General features: G+C 33.5%; 8 protein-coding genes. 7 read left to right on the top strand and 1 reads right to left on the bottom strand.

From position 1 onward, the window contains the following. Positions 1–82 precede the first annotated feature (82 nt). From Q4Q34_RS14100 to Q4Q34_RS14090, 3 genes are read left to right on the top strand one after another with little or no spacing between them, the layout of a single operon-like run. On the top strand, positions 83–979 hold the full coding sequence (locus tag Q4Q34_RS14100) for an ABC transporter ATP-binding protein (RefSeq protein WP_303315785.1): 897 nt from the start codon (positions 83–85) through the stop codon (positions 977–979). A gap of 19 nt (positions 980–998) precedes the next feature. Beyond that, on the top strand, positions 999–1,823 hold the full coding sequence (locus Q4Q34_RS14095) for an ABC transporter permease (protein ID WP_303315786.1): 825 nt from the start codon (positions 999–1,001) through the stop codon (positions 1,821–1,823). 27 nt (positions 1,824–1,850) lie between these two features. After that, positions 1,851–4,571: a T9SS type B sorting domain-containing protein gene (locus Q4Q34_RS14090; protein ID WP_303315787.1), complete on the top strand. Its 2,721-nt coding sequence runs from the start codon at positions 1,851–1,853 to the stop codon at positions 4,569–4,571. Positions 4,572–4,590: 19 nt separating this feature from the next. On the opposite strand, the gene Q4Q34_RS14085 is transcribed toward Q4Q34_RS14090, so the two are convergent. Then, on the bottom strand, positions 4,591–6,027 hold the full coding sequence (locus tag Q4Q34_RS14085) for a serine hydrolase domain-containing protein (protein ID WP_303315789.1): 1,437 nt from the start codon (positions 6,025–6,027) through the stop codon (positions 4,591–4,593). 286 nt (positions 6,028–6,313) lie between these two features. On the opposite strand from Q4Q34_RS14085, the gene Q4Q34_RS14080 reads away from it, so the two are divergent. The 4 genes from Q4Q34_RS14080 to uvrB all read left to right on the top strand — a co-directional run bounded on the left by Q4Q34_RS14080 (position 6,314) and on the right by uvrB (position 21,520). Then, the gene (locus tag Q4Q34_RS14080) at positions 6,314–9,073 is read left to right on the top strand and encodes a T9SS type B sorting domain-containing protein (RefSeq protein WP_303315791.1); all 2,760 of its coding nucleotides are present in this window, start codon (positions 6,314–6,316) and stop codon (positions 9,071–9,073) included. Between the two features lie 142 nt (positions 9,074–9,215). Continuing rightward, positions 9,216–14,141 carry a T9SS type B sorting domain-containing protein gene (locus Q4Q34_RS14075; RefSeq protein WP_330444546.1) on the top strand — a complete coding sequence of 1,642 codons (4,926 nt, stop codon included), beginning with the start codon at positions 9,216–9,218 and terminating at the stop codon, positions 14,139–14,141. Between the two features lie 191 nt (positions 14,142–14,332). Continuing rightward, positions 14,333–19,489 carry a T9SS type B sorting domain-containing protein gene (locus Q4Q34_RS14070; RefSeq protein WP_303315795.1) on the top strand — a complete coding sequence of 1,719 codons (5,157 nt, stop codon included), beginning with the start codon at positions 14,333–14,335 and terminating at the stop codon, positions 19,487–19,489. Between the two features lie 27 nt (positions 19,490–19,516). Then, on the top strand, positions 19,517–21,520 hold the full coding sequence (gene uvrB, locus Q4Q34_RS14065; RefSeq protein WP_303315796.1) for an excinuclease ABC subunit UvrB: 2,004 nt from the start codon (positions 19,517–19,519) through the stop codon (positions 21,518–21,520). The last annotated feature ends 32 nt before the right edge of the window (positions 21,521–21,552 follow it).

Below are 21,552 nucleotides of genomic sequence, written 5' to 3'. Positions count from 1 at the left end.
GTAACAAAATACCCCGACTATCGTCATACTTTATAATAAATAACCAATGCCAGTTTTCAAAAGGCAGTAAAAATTTAACAACTTGGAGTCTATACTAACAATTAACAACCTCACTAAAAAATTTGGGTATTTAACAGCAGTAAAAGATTTATCATTCACCATAAACAAAGGCAACGTTTATGGTATTTTGGGTCCTAACGGAAGTGGAAAATCCACAACTTTAGGTATCGTTTTAAATGTTGTAAATAAAACACAGGGCGATTTTCATTGGTTTGATGGAAATATATCAACCCATGATGCTCTTAAAAAAGTGGGAGCTATTATAGAACGTCCAAATTTTTACCCATACATGACAGCAACTCAAAATTTAAGGCTGGTTTGTAAAATTAAAGGTGTTGATTATAGTAAAATTGAAGAAAAATTAGAAGTGGTGGGGCTTCTAGAACGAAAAGACAGTAAATTTAGAACGTATTCATTAGGAATGAAACAACGTTTAGCTATTGCATCTGCACTTTTAAACGATCCTGAAATTCTTATTCTAGATGAACCAACAAATGGACTAGACCCTCAAGGGATTCACCAAATTAGAGAAATTATAAAGCAGATCGCTGCAAAAGGTACAACCATTCTTTTGGCATCGCATCTATTGGATGAAGTTGAAAAGGTTTGCTCCCATGTTGTTGTTCTACGTAAAGGTGTTAAACTATACTCTGGGCGGGTAGATGAAATGATTTCCAGCCATGGTTTTTTCGAATTAAAAACAAATAAACAGAACGAGTTAATAACCTTACTAGAAAATAATACGTCGTTTAAAAATATTAAAGTGGAAGATGATTTAATAACTGCCTTTTTAAACACGCCTATGGAATCTGAAGATTTTAATAAACACCTATTCGAAAAAGGTATTATACTCACACATCTGGTACAACGTAAAGAAAGTTTAGAAGAACAATTTTTACAATTAACAGACAACAACTAATACAACCAAAATACAGCACATGTTACGACTTTTAAATTTAGAATTACAAAAACTTCTTCTTAATAGAACAAGTAAAATACTCATATTTGTTTCATTTGTTTTACCATTTTTTGTTATCCTTTTATCGTCCCTAAAAATTAATGTATTTGGTTTTTTTACTTTAGAGTTAGGCGAGTTAGGTATTTTTAATTTTCCTATAATTTGGCATTTAACCACTTTTTTTGCGTCTCAATTTAAATTCTTTTTTGCCATTGTTGTAGTAAGTATGATTGGCAATGAGTACAGCAATAAAACCATAAAACAAAACCTTATTGATGGCTTAAGTAAGAAAGAATTTATCCTTTCAAAATTTTACACGATTGTTTTCTTTTCTTTGGTTTCAACCATACTTATAAGTTTAATTTCTCTTTGTATCGGACTTTATTATTCAAGTTATACAGAAGCTTCTATAATTTTTAGGGAAACCGAGTTTTTATTAGCCTATTTTGTAAAACTAATTGGTTTCTTTAGTTTGTGTTTATTTTTTGGAATGCTTGTAAAACGATCTGCTTTTGCTTTAGCATTTCTTTTTATACTTTACATTGTAGAGTGGATACTATTTGGTCTAATGGCTTGGAAATTAGACACTGGTTTAGCTGAAAGAATACAAAACTTCTTCCCTTTAAAATCAATGTATAAACTAATTGATCAACCGTTTCAAAGAATTGCAATGACTAAATTTCCAGATAAGGTTGATTTATCATATGACTATGGAGCACACGGGTATGAAATAGCCATTGTTATAGGTTGGACAGCTCTATTCATCTTTTTATCGTACAGATTATTAAAAAAGCGCGATTTATGATATCTTTGGAAGGACTACTTCCTAAAGATGAGAACAATTGTATTATTAATAATGGCTTGTTGTTTGGCATGCTCAAACATTTTTGCCCAGAAACAAGCCGCTAATTGGTATTTCGGAGAAAATGCAGGTCTAAGATTCGATTTAGACACTAATTCCCTAATAGTATTAAACGACGGACAGCTAAATACCAGAGAAGGCTGTGCGTCTATATCTGATAGTTTTGGTAATTTATTGTTTTATTCTGATGGTGTTACGGTATGGAACAGAAACCATGCAGTAATGGCTAATGGAAATAACCTGTACGGAGATGCCTCAAGTACGCAATCTGCTATAATTATCCCTAAACCAGGAGACCCAACAATTTATTATATTTTTACTGTAGACAATAATTTGGATGGCGCCAATTTTGGGTTAAATTATTCAATAGTGGATATATCTTTAAATGCTGGTCTAGGTGAAGTTGTAAGCAAGAACAGTAATCTATTAAGAGAATGCTCTGAAAAAATTACAGCCGTTTTAAAAAACTGTAATTCAGAAGATCTATGGGTACTTACTTTGGCTGCAGAGGATGGTTCCACTACTCCTGGGGTTTTTAATACGTTTCATGCTTTTGAAGTAACCGCTTTAGGTGTAAACCCCGTATCCCAAAAGTCTACATTTAATATAAATATATCTGATGCCAGAGGCTATTTAAAATTATCTCCAGATGGAACAAAAGTAGCATGTGCTAATGTACGAGATGGTTTATACTTATATGATTTTGATTCTGACCTTGGAACTGTGTCTAATCAACTCCAAATTAGAATCCCATCAACGAGCAGGTATCCTTATGGGGTAGAATTCTCACCAAATAGCCAATTATTATATGTACACTCTTCTAATGATTATTTTGATGCTACAGGTGGTGAAGATCCAACCACGCATACATCTGTATTAAGTCAATTTGATTTAACTGCAGCAGATATTCGACGCTCAATAGTCACATTAGATGATAGGCAACTTTTTAGAGGCGGCTTACAATTAGGACCAAATGGTAAAATATACAGAGCTTTAAGCTCTACATACGAACAAGGTCAATATTTTTTAGGCGTTATTGAAAATCCAAATAGAGTGGGTATTGCATGTAATTACAACCACTTTGCTGTTGATTTAAGAGGTGCTAGTTCCCAAGGATTACCTCCTTTTATCACTTCATTCTTTAATACAGAAATAGATATTATTAGAAATGGATTAAGTACCGTTAATCTTTTACTTTGTGATGGCAAGTCTTATGAGTTAATAGCTGACGAAATAGTTGGAGCAACTTACATCTGGACAAAAGATGGTATAACGCTAACCGAAAATGATTTTAATCTTGAAGTAACAGAAGCTGGACATTATGAAGTTTATATCGATCCAAACAATGGAGATTGTGCTCTGGTTGGCCAAGCTTTTGTAAATTACACCACAAACCCTATAGCTAATGATGCGACATTAATTCAATGTGACGAAGACGGTTTAGTTGATGGCTTAACTCGTTTTAATTTAAATGAAGCAAATGACTTACTTACAGGGGGAGACCCTAATTTATCTACAGTTTTCTATTTAAATGCAACAGATGCATCTATCAATAATACAGTAAATGCTATTAACGCCAGCAATTTTAGCAATACTATTAACCAGCAAATTATTCATGTTGCTGTAGTAAATAATGCAACTAAATGTTATAGTAATTCTGAATTAACACTTGATGTTAGTACGACAAATTCTGGAAATACCCAACTCACTGGTTGTGATGACGATGGCATTGAAGATGGTTTTTTTGAGTTTAATTTAAACGAAGCTGAAAGTGATATTGTAAATGGACTTCCTTCAGGAGTAAATACTTCTTATTTTGAATCTTACACAGATGCACTTTTAGAACAGAATAAATTAGATACGTTTTTTACTAATACAATACCATATTCCCAAACCATTTATGCCCGTGTTGAAAATGCTAATGACTGCTACGGTATTAGTGAAATTTTACTTATTGTTAATCAATTACCAGAAATTGAAACAGAAGAATTAACCTATTACTGTCTAAATACATTTCCCCAAACTATTACCATAAATGCAGATACTATAAATAATGCTTCTACAAATTATACATATAATTGGTCTACAGGAGATAATACTTATGATATACAGATTAATCAATCAGGCACTTATACCGTAACTGTTACAAATGATAATGGTTGTTTTAAAACAAGAAACATTACCGTAGAAACATCTAACATTGCAACCATTAATGCTATTGAAGTGGTTGATGCCTCTCAAAACAATACCATTACAGTATCTGTAAGTGGAGAAGGACTATATGAATACGCTCTTTTAAATAATGATGGTGTACAAACACCATTTCAAACGAATCCTGTTTTTGAAAATGTATTTCCAGGCATATATACCGTTATTGTTAATGATTATGAAAATAATTGTGGAGCAATAGACGATCAAGTCTCTGTTATTGGATTTCCTAAATTTTTCACTCCAAATAACGATGGCGTACATGACAAATGGCAAGTCCTAGGCATTTCCGATATGTTTCAGGCAAACTCAAAAATTCTAATATACAATCGTTTCGGAAAATTAATAAAACAACTAAACCCCTTAGGTGAAGGCTGGGATGGACGTTTCAATGGAGAAAAACTACCGACTGATGATTACTGGTTTGCTGTTACTCTACAAGATGGTAGAGTATTAAAAAATCATTTTACATTAAAACGTTAAAATAGAAGTAACTACTATATCACTCAACAAACGCTGGTAGAATATAATTTTCCATGATTTCATAAGGAATGTTCATATCAGAATTAAAATTTCCTCCTGTAAAAACAGCAACCAGCCCCAGTTCTTTAATAACAAAAATGTATTGACCTCCAAAACCAGCTGCATAAAAACAATTATATGTATTTACTCCCGTATTAAAGTTTCTTATCCACCATTGGTATCCGTAAGAGCTATTTGAAGATACATTGAACTTCACTTTAGTAGATTCATCAATCCAGGCTTTTGAAATGACCTGAGTATCTTTCCATTTGCCATCATTTAAATATACCTGTCCTAATTTTAACATATCTCTCGGGGTATTTCTAAAATCCAGAGGCTCTCCAGTTCCAGGTAATGCGCTACTTTCAACCAAATCAGAATAATAATCTTTAGCAAAAACCTCAAAACCTACATGAATTGAATTCATCATAATTCTATTTAATACAAAAGACGCTCCTGTGTTATACTCAAAAGTAGATCCAGGTGTATTCTCCAAAGCTTTGGAAAGCACATAGGTATGTGCCGTTTCAAAAGGCGTTCCATAAAACCCGGTTAAGTCGGTGCCTTCATTCCATTCTAAACCAGAAGACATAGCTAAAAAGTGTTCTAAAAGTATGTTTTCTTTTCCTCCCTGTGATAAATAGCTCAATTCTGGGAAAAAATCTTTTAATGGCACCTGATCGCTAGTAATAAATCCTTTATCTATGGCTATTCCAATCATGGCTCCTCTAAAAGATTTATTAACCGATTGCAATTCATGGGGTTTGTTTTTATCATAATCTATAAATTCTCCGAAAGAGTTTGTACCAGCAAAATATTCTTCAAAAACTAAATTATTATTTACAGATAATAATACCGAGTGTATTTCTTTATAGTTCTCATTTCTAATTTCATCAATACCATCATATAGTTTATTTGCATTTGGTAAAAGAGCAGTAACATCGGAGCTATTCCAACCATCATTTACACTCTCAGGAATAGTGTATTTATACTTGGCAATTGCACTGACCGAAACCGATGAAGATTGATTAGAACCTGAAAACACTTTCAATATATTATTATAATTTGATCCTAGTTTCCAAGAAATACTGACTAAACCTTCTTCATTTGTTATTATTGAGGCACCGTTATTTACTTCTCCACTTTCTGAAACAAGCTCAACATTCAAGGCTATTCCAGAAGCACTAGCTCCAAGTTCATCTTCAACTTTAACCACTATATCTTCTAATAGCGTTGTGTTTTGAAATCCAATCTGGTTATTTCCAGATATTAAAGTTATTTTATAATTAGAAACTTCTTCAAGTTCTAAATCTTTATTGCATCCAACTAAGAATACCAATACAAAGCATACGTTGAATTTTAAACAGAACATCAAAAATTTCCATTCAAAAATATTTTTAATACAAGATGAAATCATAAGCAATTCTTTGCTTAAATTTAATTAAATAATTGTTATCCAGCTAGAAAACCTTATGCAAACTACATTTAATCAGAAAAATAACGTAAATTATTTCATATAATCAAATCAACAATTCTAAAAACAACAATAATAAAACTTTCATATAAGATTCATTATAATGTGATTGAATACGTAGGTAATAAATCGTTATTATTTTGGGTTTAACTGCCCTTTAATCTTTTTATCGGATAGATTATTAAAAACGCGCAATTTATAATATCTTTGGTAGCCTTGCTACTCTAAGATGAAAAAAATTATCATATTCGGAATACTTTGTTTTAGCTTATATTCCTATACTCAAAATGAAGCTTCAAACTGGTATTTCGGTGCCAATGCTGGAATTCGTTTTAATCCTAATGGAACCATTACAGAACTTACAGCCGGTCAATTAAATACAGATGAAGGCTGTACTACAATTTCTGATGCTAATGGTAATTTATTATTTTATACCGATGGAATAACAGTTTGGGACAGACTACACAGACCTATGCCAAATGCAAACGGTATCGTTGGGAGTGGTTTGTATGGAGATCCTTCAAGCACGCAATCGGCAATCGTAATCCCTAAACCTAAAGACCCCAGTATATATTATATTTTTACAGCAGACACCTCTTTAAATGGCGATCCAGATCGTGGGTTTCACTATTCTGAAGTGAATATGAGGTTAAATGGAACATTTGGAGACGTCACATCAAAAAATATTAATTTATTACCTAATAGTACCGAAAAAATTAGTGCTGTTGTCAAAGATTGTGATACACAAGCCCTTTGGGTAATTACGCTCTCTTCTTTAAATGGAGACCCTACTGATTTTATTTTCGATACATTTCATGCTTTTGAAGTTACTGATACGGGTATAAATACAACACCCGTTTCCTCTACTTTTAGTGGTCTCAACATATTCGATCAAAGAGGTTACTTAAAATTATCTCCTGATGGCACAAAACTGGCATGTGCAAATTCAATTGACGGTTTATTTCTTTATGATTTTGATGTGAATTCTGGTAAGGTAAGTAATCAAAAACAAATAGATATCAATTTTTCCCGTCCAGGGAAAAGTCAGTCTCCCTATGGTGTTGAATTCTCTCAAAACAATAACATTTTATATGTCACAACATATTACAACCCTTTAACAATTGACGAATTAATAGATCCAACAGAACAATACGGAGCACTATTACAATACGATTTAACTGCTACAGATATAAATGCCACTGAAGTTGTACTAGACAACAGACAAACATACAGGGGGAGCCTACAACTAGGTCCAGATGGTAGAATTTATAGGGCCATGAGCATTACATACCCCCAAGGCTCTCCATTTTTATCTGTTATAAATAATCCTAATGTTTTGGGACCATCGTGTAATTACAAGCATAATGAAATTAGTTTAAGTCGTGACTCAAGGCAAGGCCTACCACCATTTATAACATCCTTCTTTGCTCAAAAAATAGATATTATAGGCAATAACTCCACATCTACAAGATTACAGTTATGTGAAGGAGACTCTTATAGATTAGAAGCTGATTATGGTTCTGGAGCTACTTACTCATGGAAAAAAGATGGTGTTCATCAAGCTGCTTATACAGAACATTTTTTTGATGTTACCGAAACAGGACTATATAAATTATTCATAGATTTGAATACAGGTAAATGCGATGACACGTTTGAAGGTATTGCAAATGTAACTATCAATAAAAAACCCATAGCATATGATGCCATACTTACGCAATGTGATGAGGATGGTATTTTAGGAGGTTTAACAAGATTTGATCTAACTCAGGCTAATAGCGATTTAACAGGAGGGGTTCCTGAATTGGCTACTAGATTTTTTACTGATAGTAGTAGAACAACCGAAGTTCCAAATAGTAGTGATTATACTTTCAATGCAGATGCTCCAGAACCTATTTATGTTGAAGTTTATAATACAAATACAAACTGTTATGATACTTCCGTTTTAACTTTAAATTTAAGCACTAGATTCTTAGCGCCATATAGATATAATGACTGCGATGAATTAGGGTCTGAAGATGGTATTAATACATTTCATTTAGATGATATTACTACCAATATTCAAACGAGTAACAGCTTTACACATCCAATAATTTTTTATAAAACCTTTGTTGATGCGCTTTTAGAAGAAAATAATATAGAAGGGCCATCTTATACTAATAATGATAGTCCTTACAGTCAAACGATTTATGCTCGTATTGAAAACAATAATGCTTGTTTTGGTATTATAGAAGTAAGGCTTATTGTCAATAAATTACCGGATATAGATACTGAGGACTTAACGTATTATTACTGCCTAAACGAATCACCCCAAACCATTCCAATTAACGCACTTATACCAAGGAACGTACAAAATGATTACACGTATAGCTGGTCTACAGATGAAAATTCTTATGAAATTCAAATAAATGAACCTAAAAACTATATAGTAACTGCTACAAATACTATTACTGGTTGTTCCAAAAAAAGAACTATTGTCGTTCTTCCTTCTAACGTAGCAACTATTCAAGAAATCAATGTTGTTGATGCTTCACAAAATAATACGATTACCGTAATTGCCACTGGTGAAGGCACATATGAGTATAGATTGATTGATGAAAATAACACGGTCGTATTTCCTTATCAAGAAAGTAATGTTTTTGAAAATGTTTTTCCTGGTATTTATACCGTAACTGTTAATGATGTAAAAAATGATTGCGGGCCGCCAACTAATGACAAAGCCTATGTTATTGGTTTTCCAAAGTTTTTTACACCTAATAATGACGGTAAGCACGATACCTGGCAAATATATGGTGTTTCAAATATGTTTCAGCCTAACACTAAAATTCGTATTTTTAACAGATATGGTAAATTAATAAAACAAATAACCCCTCTTGGAGAAGGTTGGGATGGTACTATTAATGGCCAAAAGCTTCCTGTTGATGATTATTGGTTTGACATTGAACTACAAGATGGAAGAGTCTTTAAAAACCATTTTACCTTAAAATACTAAAAGACCTTAAAACTAATTAAAATGCATTTCATTGTATTTTTTTGTGTTTCACTTAAAAAACATCTAATTTCCGACCATAAATTAACCCCAACTTGGATAAATATTTTTCTTGGTAAAATCAAAAAAAGAAAGCCTACAAACTATGAGGTCTATTTACTACATCTTGCTTATCCTTATTTGCGGTAATAACCTTATGTTCTCGCAACAAATATCTGTAGACAGTAGTGTTGGTTTACAACAACTTATAGAAGACAATTTGGTAGATGGTTGTGTAGATATTTCTAATATAACCTCACCAGTTAACGGTAATGCACATGGTTTACCTAGTTACGGCTATTTTGAACGTGCTAGCTCTAATTTCCCTTTTGAAAATGGTATTATGCTTTCAACTGGTAGTGCTGCATCTGGCGGCAATGGTGTTATTACACCTACACTTAGTGAAAGTTCAACAAGTTGGGGAACAGATCCAGATTTAGAAACTGCTCTAGGGACTACCAATACAGTTAACGCAACATCTATAGAGTTTGACATTGTATCAATATCCAATCAAATTCAATTTAACTACTTATTTGCTTCAGAAGACTATGACGGTATTAATCCTTGTTTAGTTTCAGATGGGTTTGTTTTTCTCATTAGAGAAGCTACCAGCACTGGACCTTATCAAAATATTGCTTTAGTTCCAGGCACTTCAGACCCAGTTAACACTAATAATATACGCCCTAATTTATTACCTGCTTGCCCTCCGCAAAACGAACAATTTTTTGATGGTTATAATATTGGTGACACCAATTATGTTGGCCGTAGTAATGTCCTCACAGCATCCGCAACGATTACTCCCAATGTTCAATATCATGTCAAAATAATTATTGCTGACCAAAATGATGGTACTTTTGATTCGGCAGTATTTATTGAAGGCGATAGTTTTACAATTTTAGACTTAGGTGAGGATATAGAAACCTGTGCTAGCGCAACACTTTTAAGTGCTGATATAAATAACCCTCTAGCTACCTATGCGTGGTATTTGGATAATAACCTAATAAGTGGTGCTACAAACCCTACTTATAATGCTATACAAAGCGGTACTTATAGAGTTGTAGTCACTGTAGACTTAAATGGTACGAGTTGCCCTGAAGAAGATGAAATAAATGTTATATTAAATTCAGAAGAGCCTATTACTCCTATTAGTGATTATGAATTATGTGATGATGCAAGTGGTGATGGAATAGAAACATTTGATCTTTCTACCAAAAATTCTGAATTAGCAAATAATATTCCTTTTTCCAATTACACCTTTTCCTATCATTATTCTGAAGCAGAAGCTAGAGGCGATGTTAACGAGATTACTGCCCCCATATCAAATACAATAAGTCCTCAACCAATTTATGTTAGAATTGATGATACAGACAGTAATTGTTTTGCCTATACCTCTTTTAATTTAATTGTAAATGAGCTTCCTAATATAAATACGCCTTCAGATATAGAAATTTGTGATGACGATGATTCTCCGGATGGTTTCGCCATCATAGAACCAGGTGAATTAACACAAAGAGATGATGAAATAACTGGTGGATTAAGTAACCTCATAGTATCTTATCATCGTAATCCAGCTGACGCAAATACCGGTAATAACCCCATAACATCCCCATTTGCCAATACAAATAATGCTACGGAAGTTATTTATGTTAGAGTTATAAACTCATTAACAGGCTGTGTTAGTACAACAACATTATTGGCCAATATTACTATAAGTCCAATAGTAAACAGAGATACCCAATATTTAGATGCCTGTGACAGAGATATGGACGGCACTGCTAATTTTAACTTAGAAAGTGTTCTTAGCGATATAATAGGCGGATTAGGAGGTGTCACTCCTACATTTCATGAAAGTCTTGATGATGCTAATGCTGGTACAAATCCTATTACAAATACAACGAATTATGAAAATATAAACCTTGAGCAGCAAACTATTTATGTAAGAATAGAAGATGATACAACTGGTTGTGCTACTATTGTGCCTCTAGAAATTCATACCAATCTACTTTTAACTGGTACAGACTTAGGAGATTTTGCTTTATGTGACACAAATGATATAGAAGGCGATACACTAGAATTTAATTTAACATCTGTAGAATCTTTTATCTCTAACGATTTGCCAAACCCAGTTACTGTTACATTTTATGAAACCGAGCCAGAAAGAGATAGCAACTCAAACCCTATTCCTAAAGGCATACTTTATGAAGCAACGAGCCCAAAAACATTATACGTTAGTATGAATGATGGTAACTGTACAGAAGTAGGAGAGATAACACTTTTAGTAAACCCTATATTGCAATTTAACCCAGCAAGCCCAATTCCTTATTGTGATACAGATGATGACGGTATTGTTAGTATTGACTTACATTCGCTAGATGATATGGTAACCAATGGTAATGCAAATTTTTCGGTTACCTATTTTCCAAGTGCTGCTGATGCAGATTCAAATAACACAACGAACCAGTTACCAGATTTTTATACCAATACAAACGCAACAGAAGATATTTACGCACGAATTGTAAACAATGATACAGGATGTGCTACAACTAACTTTTTTCAAATCCAAGTTGTTTTAGCACCACCAGCTAATACGCCTCCTCCAATTATTGAATGCGATAACAATGATGGCACCCCTGATGGTATAATAACTATAAATTTAAATGACATAATAGACGATGTCGTTGCAAGTCCAACCAATCTTAAAATAGACTTTTTCACAACATTTGCGGATGCAGATTCCACTACACCAACAAATGCAATTTCCGCCCCAGAAAGAACAGCTTACAATACCAGCACTCAAATTATCTACGTAAGAGTAGAAAATATGCTATCTTCCGAAGGGTGTTATAATATAGTAGAACAGGAAATTATTGTAAATACAGAACCTGTTATTCCTACCATTAATTCATTTCAGATCTGTCAAACCGTAGGTGGCAGTACAGCTGAGTTTATTTTAGCTGATAAAGATGCTGAAATTTTAAACGGTCAAACAGGCAAGGAAGTTTTTTATTTTGAAGATGCGGCTTTTACTATACCAATTGATAAAGATAATGCATATGAAAACACATCAAGCCCTCAAACCATTTATGTTCGCGTAGAAAATATAACAGACCCAACCTGCTTTGATACATCTTCATTTATATTACAAGTATCTCCAAACCCAGTTTATAATGTTCCTACACCTTTTTTAACTTGTGATGATACTAGTAATGACGGAATAGAAGTTTTTGACTTAAATGAAAAAATTATAGAAATTCAAGGACCTACCCCTCCCGAAGTTTTAAATATTACCTTTCATTTAACCCTTCTAGAAGCTGAAAATGGCGACAATCCACTGTCATCTCCTTATACAAACACAACAAAGAACCAACAAACTTTATTTGTTAGAATTGAGAGTGATGATTCATTATGCTATGTTGTTGAAACTATTAACATAAATATTACTGCAGCTCCCAACATCACCCCTCCTACTACAGCTTTAATACGTTGTGATGAAGATTATGATGGCAATACAACTTTCAATTTAGAAACATCAGATTTAGAAATTTTAGATGAAAGAGAATTAAACTTAGGAATTTTAAGCATTAATTATTTTGAAAACTTTGAAGACATAAATCAGGATGATGGATTAGATAACACGAATGAAATACTTAATCCTTCAAGTTTTAGCTCAATTGCTAAAACAGTCTATATCAAAGTAGCTAATACTTTAACCGAATGTTTTAGTATTGCTCCACTAGAATTAAGAGTAAACCTCCCACCCGCTATTAATACTATAACAACGATTTCTATATGCGATAATGATACAGATACTTTCGATTTATCTGCTGTAGACACTATGATAGTAGACGATCCGAGTTTAGTAAATATCTCGTATCATAGTTCGCAAAGCGACGCAGATAATAATACAGCGCCATTAAATAATATATTCAACTATACGGCTAGTAATCATACTATATTTATTAGAGTTTCAAATATGACTACAGGCTGTTTTATAGCCCCTTCATTTAATTTACAAATAAATCCAAATCCAATTGCAAACCCTATACCAGATTTAATTACTTGTGATGATGACTTTGATGGTTTTTTTGAATTTGATTTACCCTCATTAGCCACCAATACTATTTTAGGAACTCAAAACACTTCAGATTTTAGTATTACATTCTATAATGATTTTGCTAATGCTGAAAGTGGCACAAACAGTATAGACAATAATTATCTCGCATTTGATAGTGAAACCATATACGCTCGGATTGAAAATAATAATACAGGATGTTTTGATACAACAGTATTTAATACGCGTATAAACCCTTTACCCGTTATTCCAATAGATGATGTGGTTCCACTATGTATAGACAATTTACCTTTAGTAATCAGTGCAGAAACTGGCAATCCAGACGATACCTATTTATGGTCCACAGGAGCAACAACGTCAGAAATATTATTAGATGATATCAGTGATGTTGGTAATTACTCCGTAACAGTGACCAGACCGTATTTAATAGGCGGGGATTGCCCGTACACACATTCTTTTTCCGTTATAGAATCTGAAGCTGCTACAATAAACTTGACTACAACAGTTGATTTTGCAGATCCAAATAGTATTACTGTTGATATTGATACTAATAATATTGGTGATTATGTATTCATACTGGATGATGGAGCCCCACAAACATCTAATATTTTTGAAAATGTAACATTTGGTAAACACACCGTTACTGTTAGAGATCTAAAAGGATGTATGGACATATCAGAAGATGTTGTTGTTATAGATATCCCAAAATTTGTCACTCCAAATAGTGATGGTTTTTATGATACTTGGCATATTGTAGGTATTGAACTGTTACCAGGTACGATTGTACATATTTACAATAGACATGGTAAACTCCTTAAAACCTTACCGCACACATCTCCAGGGTGGGACGGCACCTATAATGGACATAATATGCCTTCTGATGATTATTGGTTTTCAGCCGATGTCATTCAAGATGGTAATTCTTTTAATCTCACAGGACACTTTGCACTAAAACGTTAATATTATTATCAAACAACCTTGTTTATTAATAAAGTAAGATAATTTTAACAGTTGTTTTACGAAATAGCCGTTTTTTTCATGCTCTTTATCTAAAAAGATTAAACCTTCCTGATTTTATAAAGTCTAAATGAACTAAATACTATATTTTAGTATTTAGTTCATTTAGACTTTTATCTATTAACAGTAGACACATGCATTTATTAGCTTCTTATAAAAAAATATTGTTAATATTCATAATTGCCTTTACCACACAAGCCTATTCGCAATTAAGTAAAACACATTATATACCGCCATTAACCAGCGCGGAATTTGGTAATGCCAACCCAGAAGATCAATATATCTATGTATCGACACCTAGTGCTTCAGACATTCCTTTTACTATAAAGCCCGTGGGGCAACCCAACTCTAGTTATATAACGGGGAATGTTTCAAATACAAATCCACAACAAATATCTTTAGGTTCCGGAAACGGACAATTATTTATTCCTTCCTCACAAACCAGCACAGTAGTTAATAATAAAGGTTATATTATTGAAGCAGAAAGTACCATTTATGTATCTGTAAGAATGAATGCAGGAGGAGGTGCACAAGCTGGAGCTTTAGTTAGTAAAGGACTTTCTGCCTTAGGAACTACTTTTAGAGTGGGCAGTTATACCAACGAAAACCCTCAAGACAATTATTTAAATTTTGTCTCGGTTATGGCAACTGAAGATAATACCCAAGTTACTTTTAGCAATCTTCCCGCTGGTCTTGTTATAAAAAATTATAGCGGGACAACGCCTATAAATACCACTTTAAACAAAGGAGAGAGTTATACCATCGCTACAAATAGTAGCTCCTCAGTTATTAACCGTGATGGATTAATAGGAAGTTTAATAAGTTCTGACAAACCTATTGTTGTAAATTGTGGTTCAGCAAATGGTAGTTTTGGCGGCGGCGGCGGAAGAGATTATGGTATTGATCAAATTGTTGATGTCTCAAAAGTAGGTACAGAATACATTTTTGTTAGAGGAGATGGTAGTAATGATTGGGAAAATGTTTTAATCGTAGCACATACAGATAATACAAGCATTAGTATTAATGGAAATGTACCAATTGCAACTATAAATGCTGGCAGTTACTATGTTATTGAAGGTAATCAATATAATACAAATGGGAATATGTATGTTGAGACTTCTCAGCCCGCCTTTGCCTATCAAGGTGTAGGTGGATTAGGAAATAGCGGAACATCTAGTGAAGCCAACCAAGGGATGTTTTTTGTGCCTCCCTTAAGTTGCGAAGCACGAGGAAACTTAGATAATATAGCTAATATTCAAAATATTGGAAATACTATTTATGCCGGAGGTATTACCATTGTTACAAAAGTCGGAGCAACTGTCACTATTAATAATGCACCCATTTCTGTAGCCTCAAATACAGTTCCTGGAAAACCTGATTATATTACTTATAAAATAAAAGGACTTTCTGGAAACATATCTGTACAAAGTTCCGACGAATTATACTGTGCCTATTTTAATTATAATGGTGCAGCAACCTCTGGAAGCTTTTATTCCGGTTTTCCTTCGGCTCCGGAAATTAATTTTGATGCCCAATTTGCAACTTTAGGAAACTGCATTCCTAATATTACCTTAGAAGCAGCCAATACTCAGAATTTTGACAGTTTTGAGTGGTGGTTTGATGATGGAACAGGATTTCAAAATCAGTTTATAAGTACGCCTACTTTAACCCCAATGGTACCTGGGAAATACAAACTAATTGGAATAATAACTTGTACATTAGAAAGATTAGAATCAGCAGAAGTTCCGGTGAGCATATGTCCTGATGATATTGATAATGATGGTATTATTGATAATATTGATATCGATAATGATAATGATGGCATCCTTAATTGTACGGAATCAAGAGGTAATGTTACGATAAATATTGCTAACATAAATTCACCACAATTAATATTTCAAGATAGTTCTGTTGATACATCCATAACCTCTTCATCTTTCAGTCAAAATAATAGCTCTGGAAGTACAACAAACACTATAACGGGTACCAATGTTGGTGGTTTTACAAGCATAGTTCAACCTGCATCAAGCGCAGAAAGCACATATGCATTGATCTTTACAGAACCTGTAAATGTGAAATTAGAAGAAGATACAGCAATCACACATGTGATCACTTCTGGCGAATCTTTTATTGCAAAAATTTTACCCGTAAATAAAAACATCACACTTATTGACCCAGACAACCGTTTGCTAATCGACTCTAATTTTGATGGTGTTTTTGAAACAGGTATCACTCAAATTTCAGGGTCTGAAATTCATTATAAAATAAACCCTTCACCTTTAGGTAATACCCCTTATCAATTTTTCGCCAATCAAGTTGATGGATTTTCTTTTATTCATAAATTATCAAATACAACGACAGCTTCTACGTACAGCGGCACAATATCTCTTACCTGTTTTAAAAAAGATACGGATTTAGATGGTATAAAAGATGAACTTGATTTAGATAGTGATAATGATGGGCTTCCAGATATTATTGAAAATAATGGGGCACTGGTAACATTATCAAATATAGATGTAGATACTAATGGGTTAGATGATATTTTTGATATCAATGGCATTCCTTTAGATTCTGATTCTGATACTATTTTCGATTTTTACGATTTAGACAGTGATAATGATGGCATATACGATTTAATTGAATCCGGGCAACTAGGCACACTATCCGATACTAATTTGGACGGCATAGAAGATGGTCCAACTTATGGTATAAATGGATGGGCTGATGCTGCTGAAACTGCCCCAGATAGCAATATTATTGGTTATATACCTAATGACTTAGATAATGACTCGGTGCTATCTTACATTGATTTAGATAGTGATGGAGACACATGCAGCGATGTTATTGAAGCTGGTTTTTCTGATGCCAATGGAGATGACTTATTAGGGGATAATCTGGTGACGACAAATGCTTTTGGTTTAGTTACAAATGCAAGCGATGGTTATACCATTCCGAACAGTGATTATTTAGACGCTGCTCCTATATCAATTTTAACACAACCTAGTAATACAGTAGTTTGCGAATCTTCAAATACAACCATATCTATATCAACATCCACTATTGATACGATTCAATGGGAAATTAGTACCGACGGCATTAATTGGAATACAATTAGTGATAATGTGATATATAGCGGCTCTCAAACTACGAACTTAAACATAACATCGACACCATTATCATTAGACACATATCAATATCGAGCGTTCTTAAATGTTACTGGCAATAGCTGTGGGTTATATTCAGATGCCATTGAATTAACAGTAAACCCCTTACCGATTATAAATTCACCTGTTGTATTGATACAATGTGATGATGAAGACCCTACGACACTTGGCTATAGTCCTTTTAATTTAACTGAGGCTAACAATGAAATTTCTACAAATGCTTCTAATGAAACGTTTACATATTTTTTAACACAAGCAGATGCTATCTCTGGCAATACTACAAGTCCCGATTATATTGTTGATCCCACTACATTTATTAACAGGTCTATTAGTTCGGATGTTATTTGGGCACGTGTAGAATCATCCATGGGTTGTGTACAAACCGCAGAGATTCAACTAAACGTATCAACAACAGTCATTCCCTCAACATTTCTGGTAACATTTAATCAATGTGATGATTTTCTAGATATCAATGGTCTGGATACTGTAAATAATGATGATAGAGATGGTATTGCAACATTTGACTTTAGTAGTGTAACAACAACCATTATCAATTCTATACCACCAGGACAGAACCCATTACCACCTCGTTATTATAGAAATGAAACCGATGCTTTGGCAGAAATTAATGAAATCACAAATATTACAAGTTATAGAAATATAGGCTATCCAGGGTCACAATTTATATACGTGAGGGTAGATAGTGATATAGCCAATGATTGTTTGGCCTTAGGGGCACATGTGCTATTAAATGTAGAAGCTTTACCAACTGCTCACGATATTCCAGCTTTTATAGAATGTGATAACGATACAGACCCCAATAATGGATTCCTTTTTAATACAGCCAACTTAGAAACAGATTTACTAAATGGACAAAGTTTAACAGATGTGTCCGTTACTTACTTTGATTCCTTAGGAAATCAGTTAACAGATTTTGATGGAAATTTAATATCCAGTCTATTTCCAAATACATTTCTGTCAACCTCGCAAACCATTACAGCTCGTGTTACCAATAATAATACAGCAGCCCCAGATGGCCCTTGTTATGATGAAACAACTATTGAGTTTAGAATAGACATTCAACCTATAGCAAATCCAATATCGACACAAATTGTTTGTGACGGTGATTTAAGTGACATCGATAATGATGGGACTTATCCTTTTGATACTTCAACATTTAGTAGTACCATTTTAGGAACCCAAACTGGTATGGAAATCTATTTTGATTACATGAATGAAAATGGAAACCTAGTTACAGATAGTACTTCTTTACCCAATCCTTTAATTTCAGGAAATCAAACCATCTCAGTAGAGGTTATAAATCCTTTGAACAGAACTTGTATAGCAACCACAAACATTGATCTTATAGTAAACCCTTTACCTGAATTTACTATCAATCCAGAAGAAATCGTCTGTACTTCCGATCCAACATTTTCTGTAATATTAGATCCTATAGAAGCTAATATCAGTGAATCATTTACTTATGAGTGGGTTTATGAAGATGGCACCCTACTTTCTAATGATACGATATTAACAGTATCAATTCCAGGAATTTACTCAGTCACCCTCACCAAAACTGATGATACTGGTTGTTCCAGAACCTTGACTGTTGATGTAAAAGCTTCAGAAAAAGCAACCATTACTCAAGATGATGTTACCATTGTAGATTTATCTGAAAACAATTCAGTCACCATAGATCCGACCAATCTTGGACTTGGTAATTATGAATACGCTTTAGGGGAAGAAAACACTTCTTTTATAATTTATCAAGAAGAACCCACCTTCAATAATGTACAAGCAGGATTTTACACTATTTATGTTCGAGATCCTATTTGTGGTATAGCAACTTTAGATATTTCAGTTATTGGACATCCAAAATATTTCACGCCTAATGGTGATAATATTAATGATTATTGGAAAATTAAAGGCATAAGCAATACAGTGCAACCAAATAGTGCTGTTTTAATTTATGATAGGTATGGGAAATTACTAAAGCAATTATCTGTTCAATCTGATGGTTGGGACGGAACTTTTAATGGTATATTATTACCAACCGATGATTATTGGTTTAGAGTTTTTCTTCAAGATGGCAGAGAATTTTCAGGACATTTTACTTTAAAGCGATAGCATTCATATTTTGCTTAATTTTGTAAAATGCAGTTTAAAATTGAATCCGAATTTAGTCCTACAGGCGATCAGCCACAAGCCATAAAACAACTTGTTGACGGTATTACTTCCAACGAAAAATATCAAACATTACTTGGTGTAACAGGTTCTGGAAAAACCTTTACGGTTGCTAATGTTATTGAGGAAGTACAACGTCCAACTTTAGTCTTAGCCCATAACAAAACGTTAGCAGCTCAATTATATTCAGAGTTTAAACAGTTTTTTCCAGATAATGCTGTTGAATATTTCGTGTCTTATTATGATTATTATCAACCAGAAGCCTATATTCCTGTTTCTGGTGTATACATAGAAAAAGATTTATCCATAAACGAAGAAATTGAGAAGATGCGTTTAAGTGCTACATCTGCACTACTTTCTGGTCGTCGGGATGTGCTTGTAATCGCATCGGTTTCATGTATTTATGGTATAGGAAATCCTATTGAGTTTCAAAAAAATGTGGTCGCTCTAAAACGCGATCAGGTTATCTCAAGAACAAAATTATTACATCAATTAGTACAAAGTTTATATTCCAGAACAGAAGCCGATTTTAAACATGGTAACTTTAGAATAAAAGGTGATACTGTAGACATTTTCCCTAGTTATGCCGATGATGCATTTAGAATTCATTTTTTTGGTGATGAAATTGAAGATATTGAATCTTTTAATGTTCAGACCAATGACGTTATCGAAAAATACGATCAGCTTACTATCTATCCTGCAAATATGTTTGTCACCTCACCCGATGTATTGCAAGGTGCCATTAAAAATATTCAGGATGATTTGGTAAAACAACACAATTACTTTAAAGACATTGGTAAACATCTAGAAGCCAAACGACTTAAAGAACGCACTGAATTCGACTTAGAAATGATTCGGGAATTAGGTTATTGCTCGGGCATAGAAAACTATTCACGCTATCTTGATGGCAGATTACCTGGCACACGACCTTTCTGTTTATTAGATTATTTTCCAGATGATTATTTAATGGTTGTAGATGAAAGTCATGTCACTATCTCTCAAGTACATGCTATGTATGGTGGTGATAGGAGCAGAAAAGAAAATCTGGTTGAATATGGTTTTAGACTTCCCGCAGCGATGGATAATCGTCCGTTGAAATTCGAAGAGTTTGAAGCCATTCAAAATCAAGTAATCTATGTAAGTGCCACTCCTGCAGATTATGAGCTTCAAAAAACAGATGGTATATATATCGAGCAAGTTATTCGTCCAACAGGTTTATTAGATCCTATCATTGAAGTACGCCCTAGTTTAAACCAAATTGATGATTTAATAGAAGAAATACAACAACGCATTGAGAAAGATGAACGTATATTGGTTACAACACTTACCAAAAGAATGGCTGAAGAGTTAACCAAATACTTAGACAGAATACAAATACGCTGTCGGTATATTCACAGTGATGTAGATACCTTGGAGCGTGTTGAAATCATGCAAGATTTACGTAAAGGGCTGTTTGATGTTTTAGTTGGTGTTAATCTTTTAAGGGAAGGTTTAGATTTACCCGAAGTATCACTTGTTGCCATATTAGATGCTGACAAAGAAGGTTTTTTACGCTCTACACGTTCTTTAACACAAACTGTAGGTAGAGCCGCAAGGAATTTAAATGGAAAAGCCATTATGTATGCTGACAAAATAACCAATAGTATGCAAAAAACTATTGATGAAACGAATTACAGGCGCGAAAAACAAATTGCTTACAACACAAAAAATAATATGACGCCCAAAGCGCTCAATAAAAGCTTGGATAATGCTTTATCTAAAAATTCGGTAAGTACATATAGTTATGAGTTAGAAGCTTTAAAAGCTGCAGAGCCAGAAAGCGATTATTTGACGAAACCTGAACTGGAAAAGAAAATTAGAGAAAAACGCAAATTAATGGAAGAAGCTGCAAAAGCCTTAGATTTTATTGTTGCAGCAAAATTACGTGATGAAATTAAAAGTTACCAAGATAAACTAGAAAAGCTAAAAGTATAAACTTTTAGCTTTTCCATAACCTCGTAACGAGG

It is taken from the genome of Flavivirga abyssicola (assembly GCF_030540775.2).
Lineage (GTDB): Bacteria > Bacteroidota > Bacteroidia > Flavobacteriales > Flavobacteriaceae > Flavivirga > Flavivirga abyssicola.
Note: the sequence above shows the minus strand (reverse complement) of the source record. Positions and strands in the feature narration are given on the sequence as shown.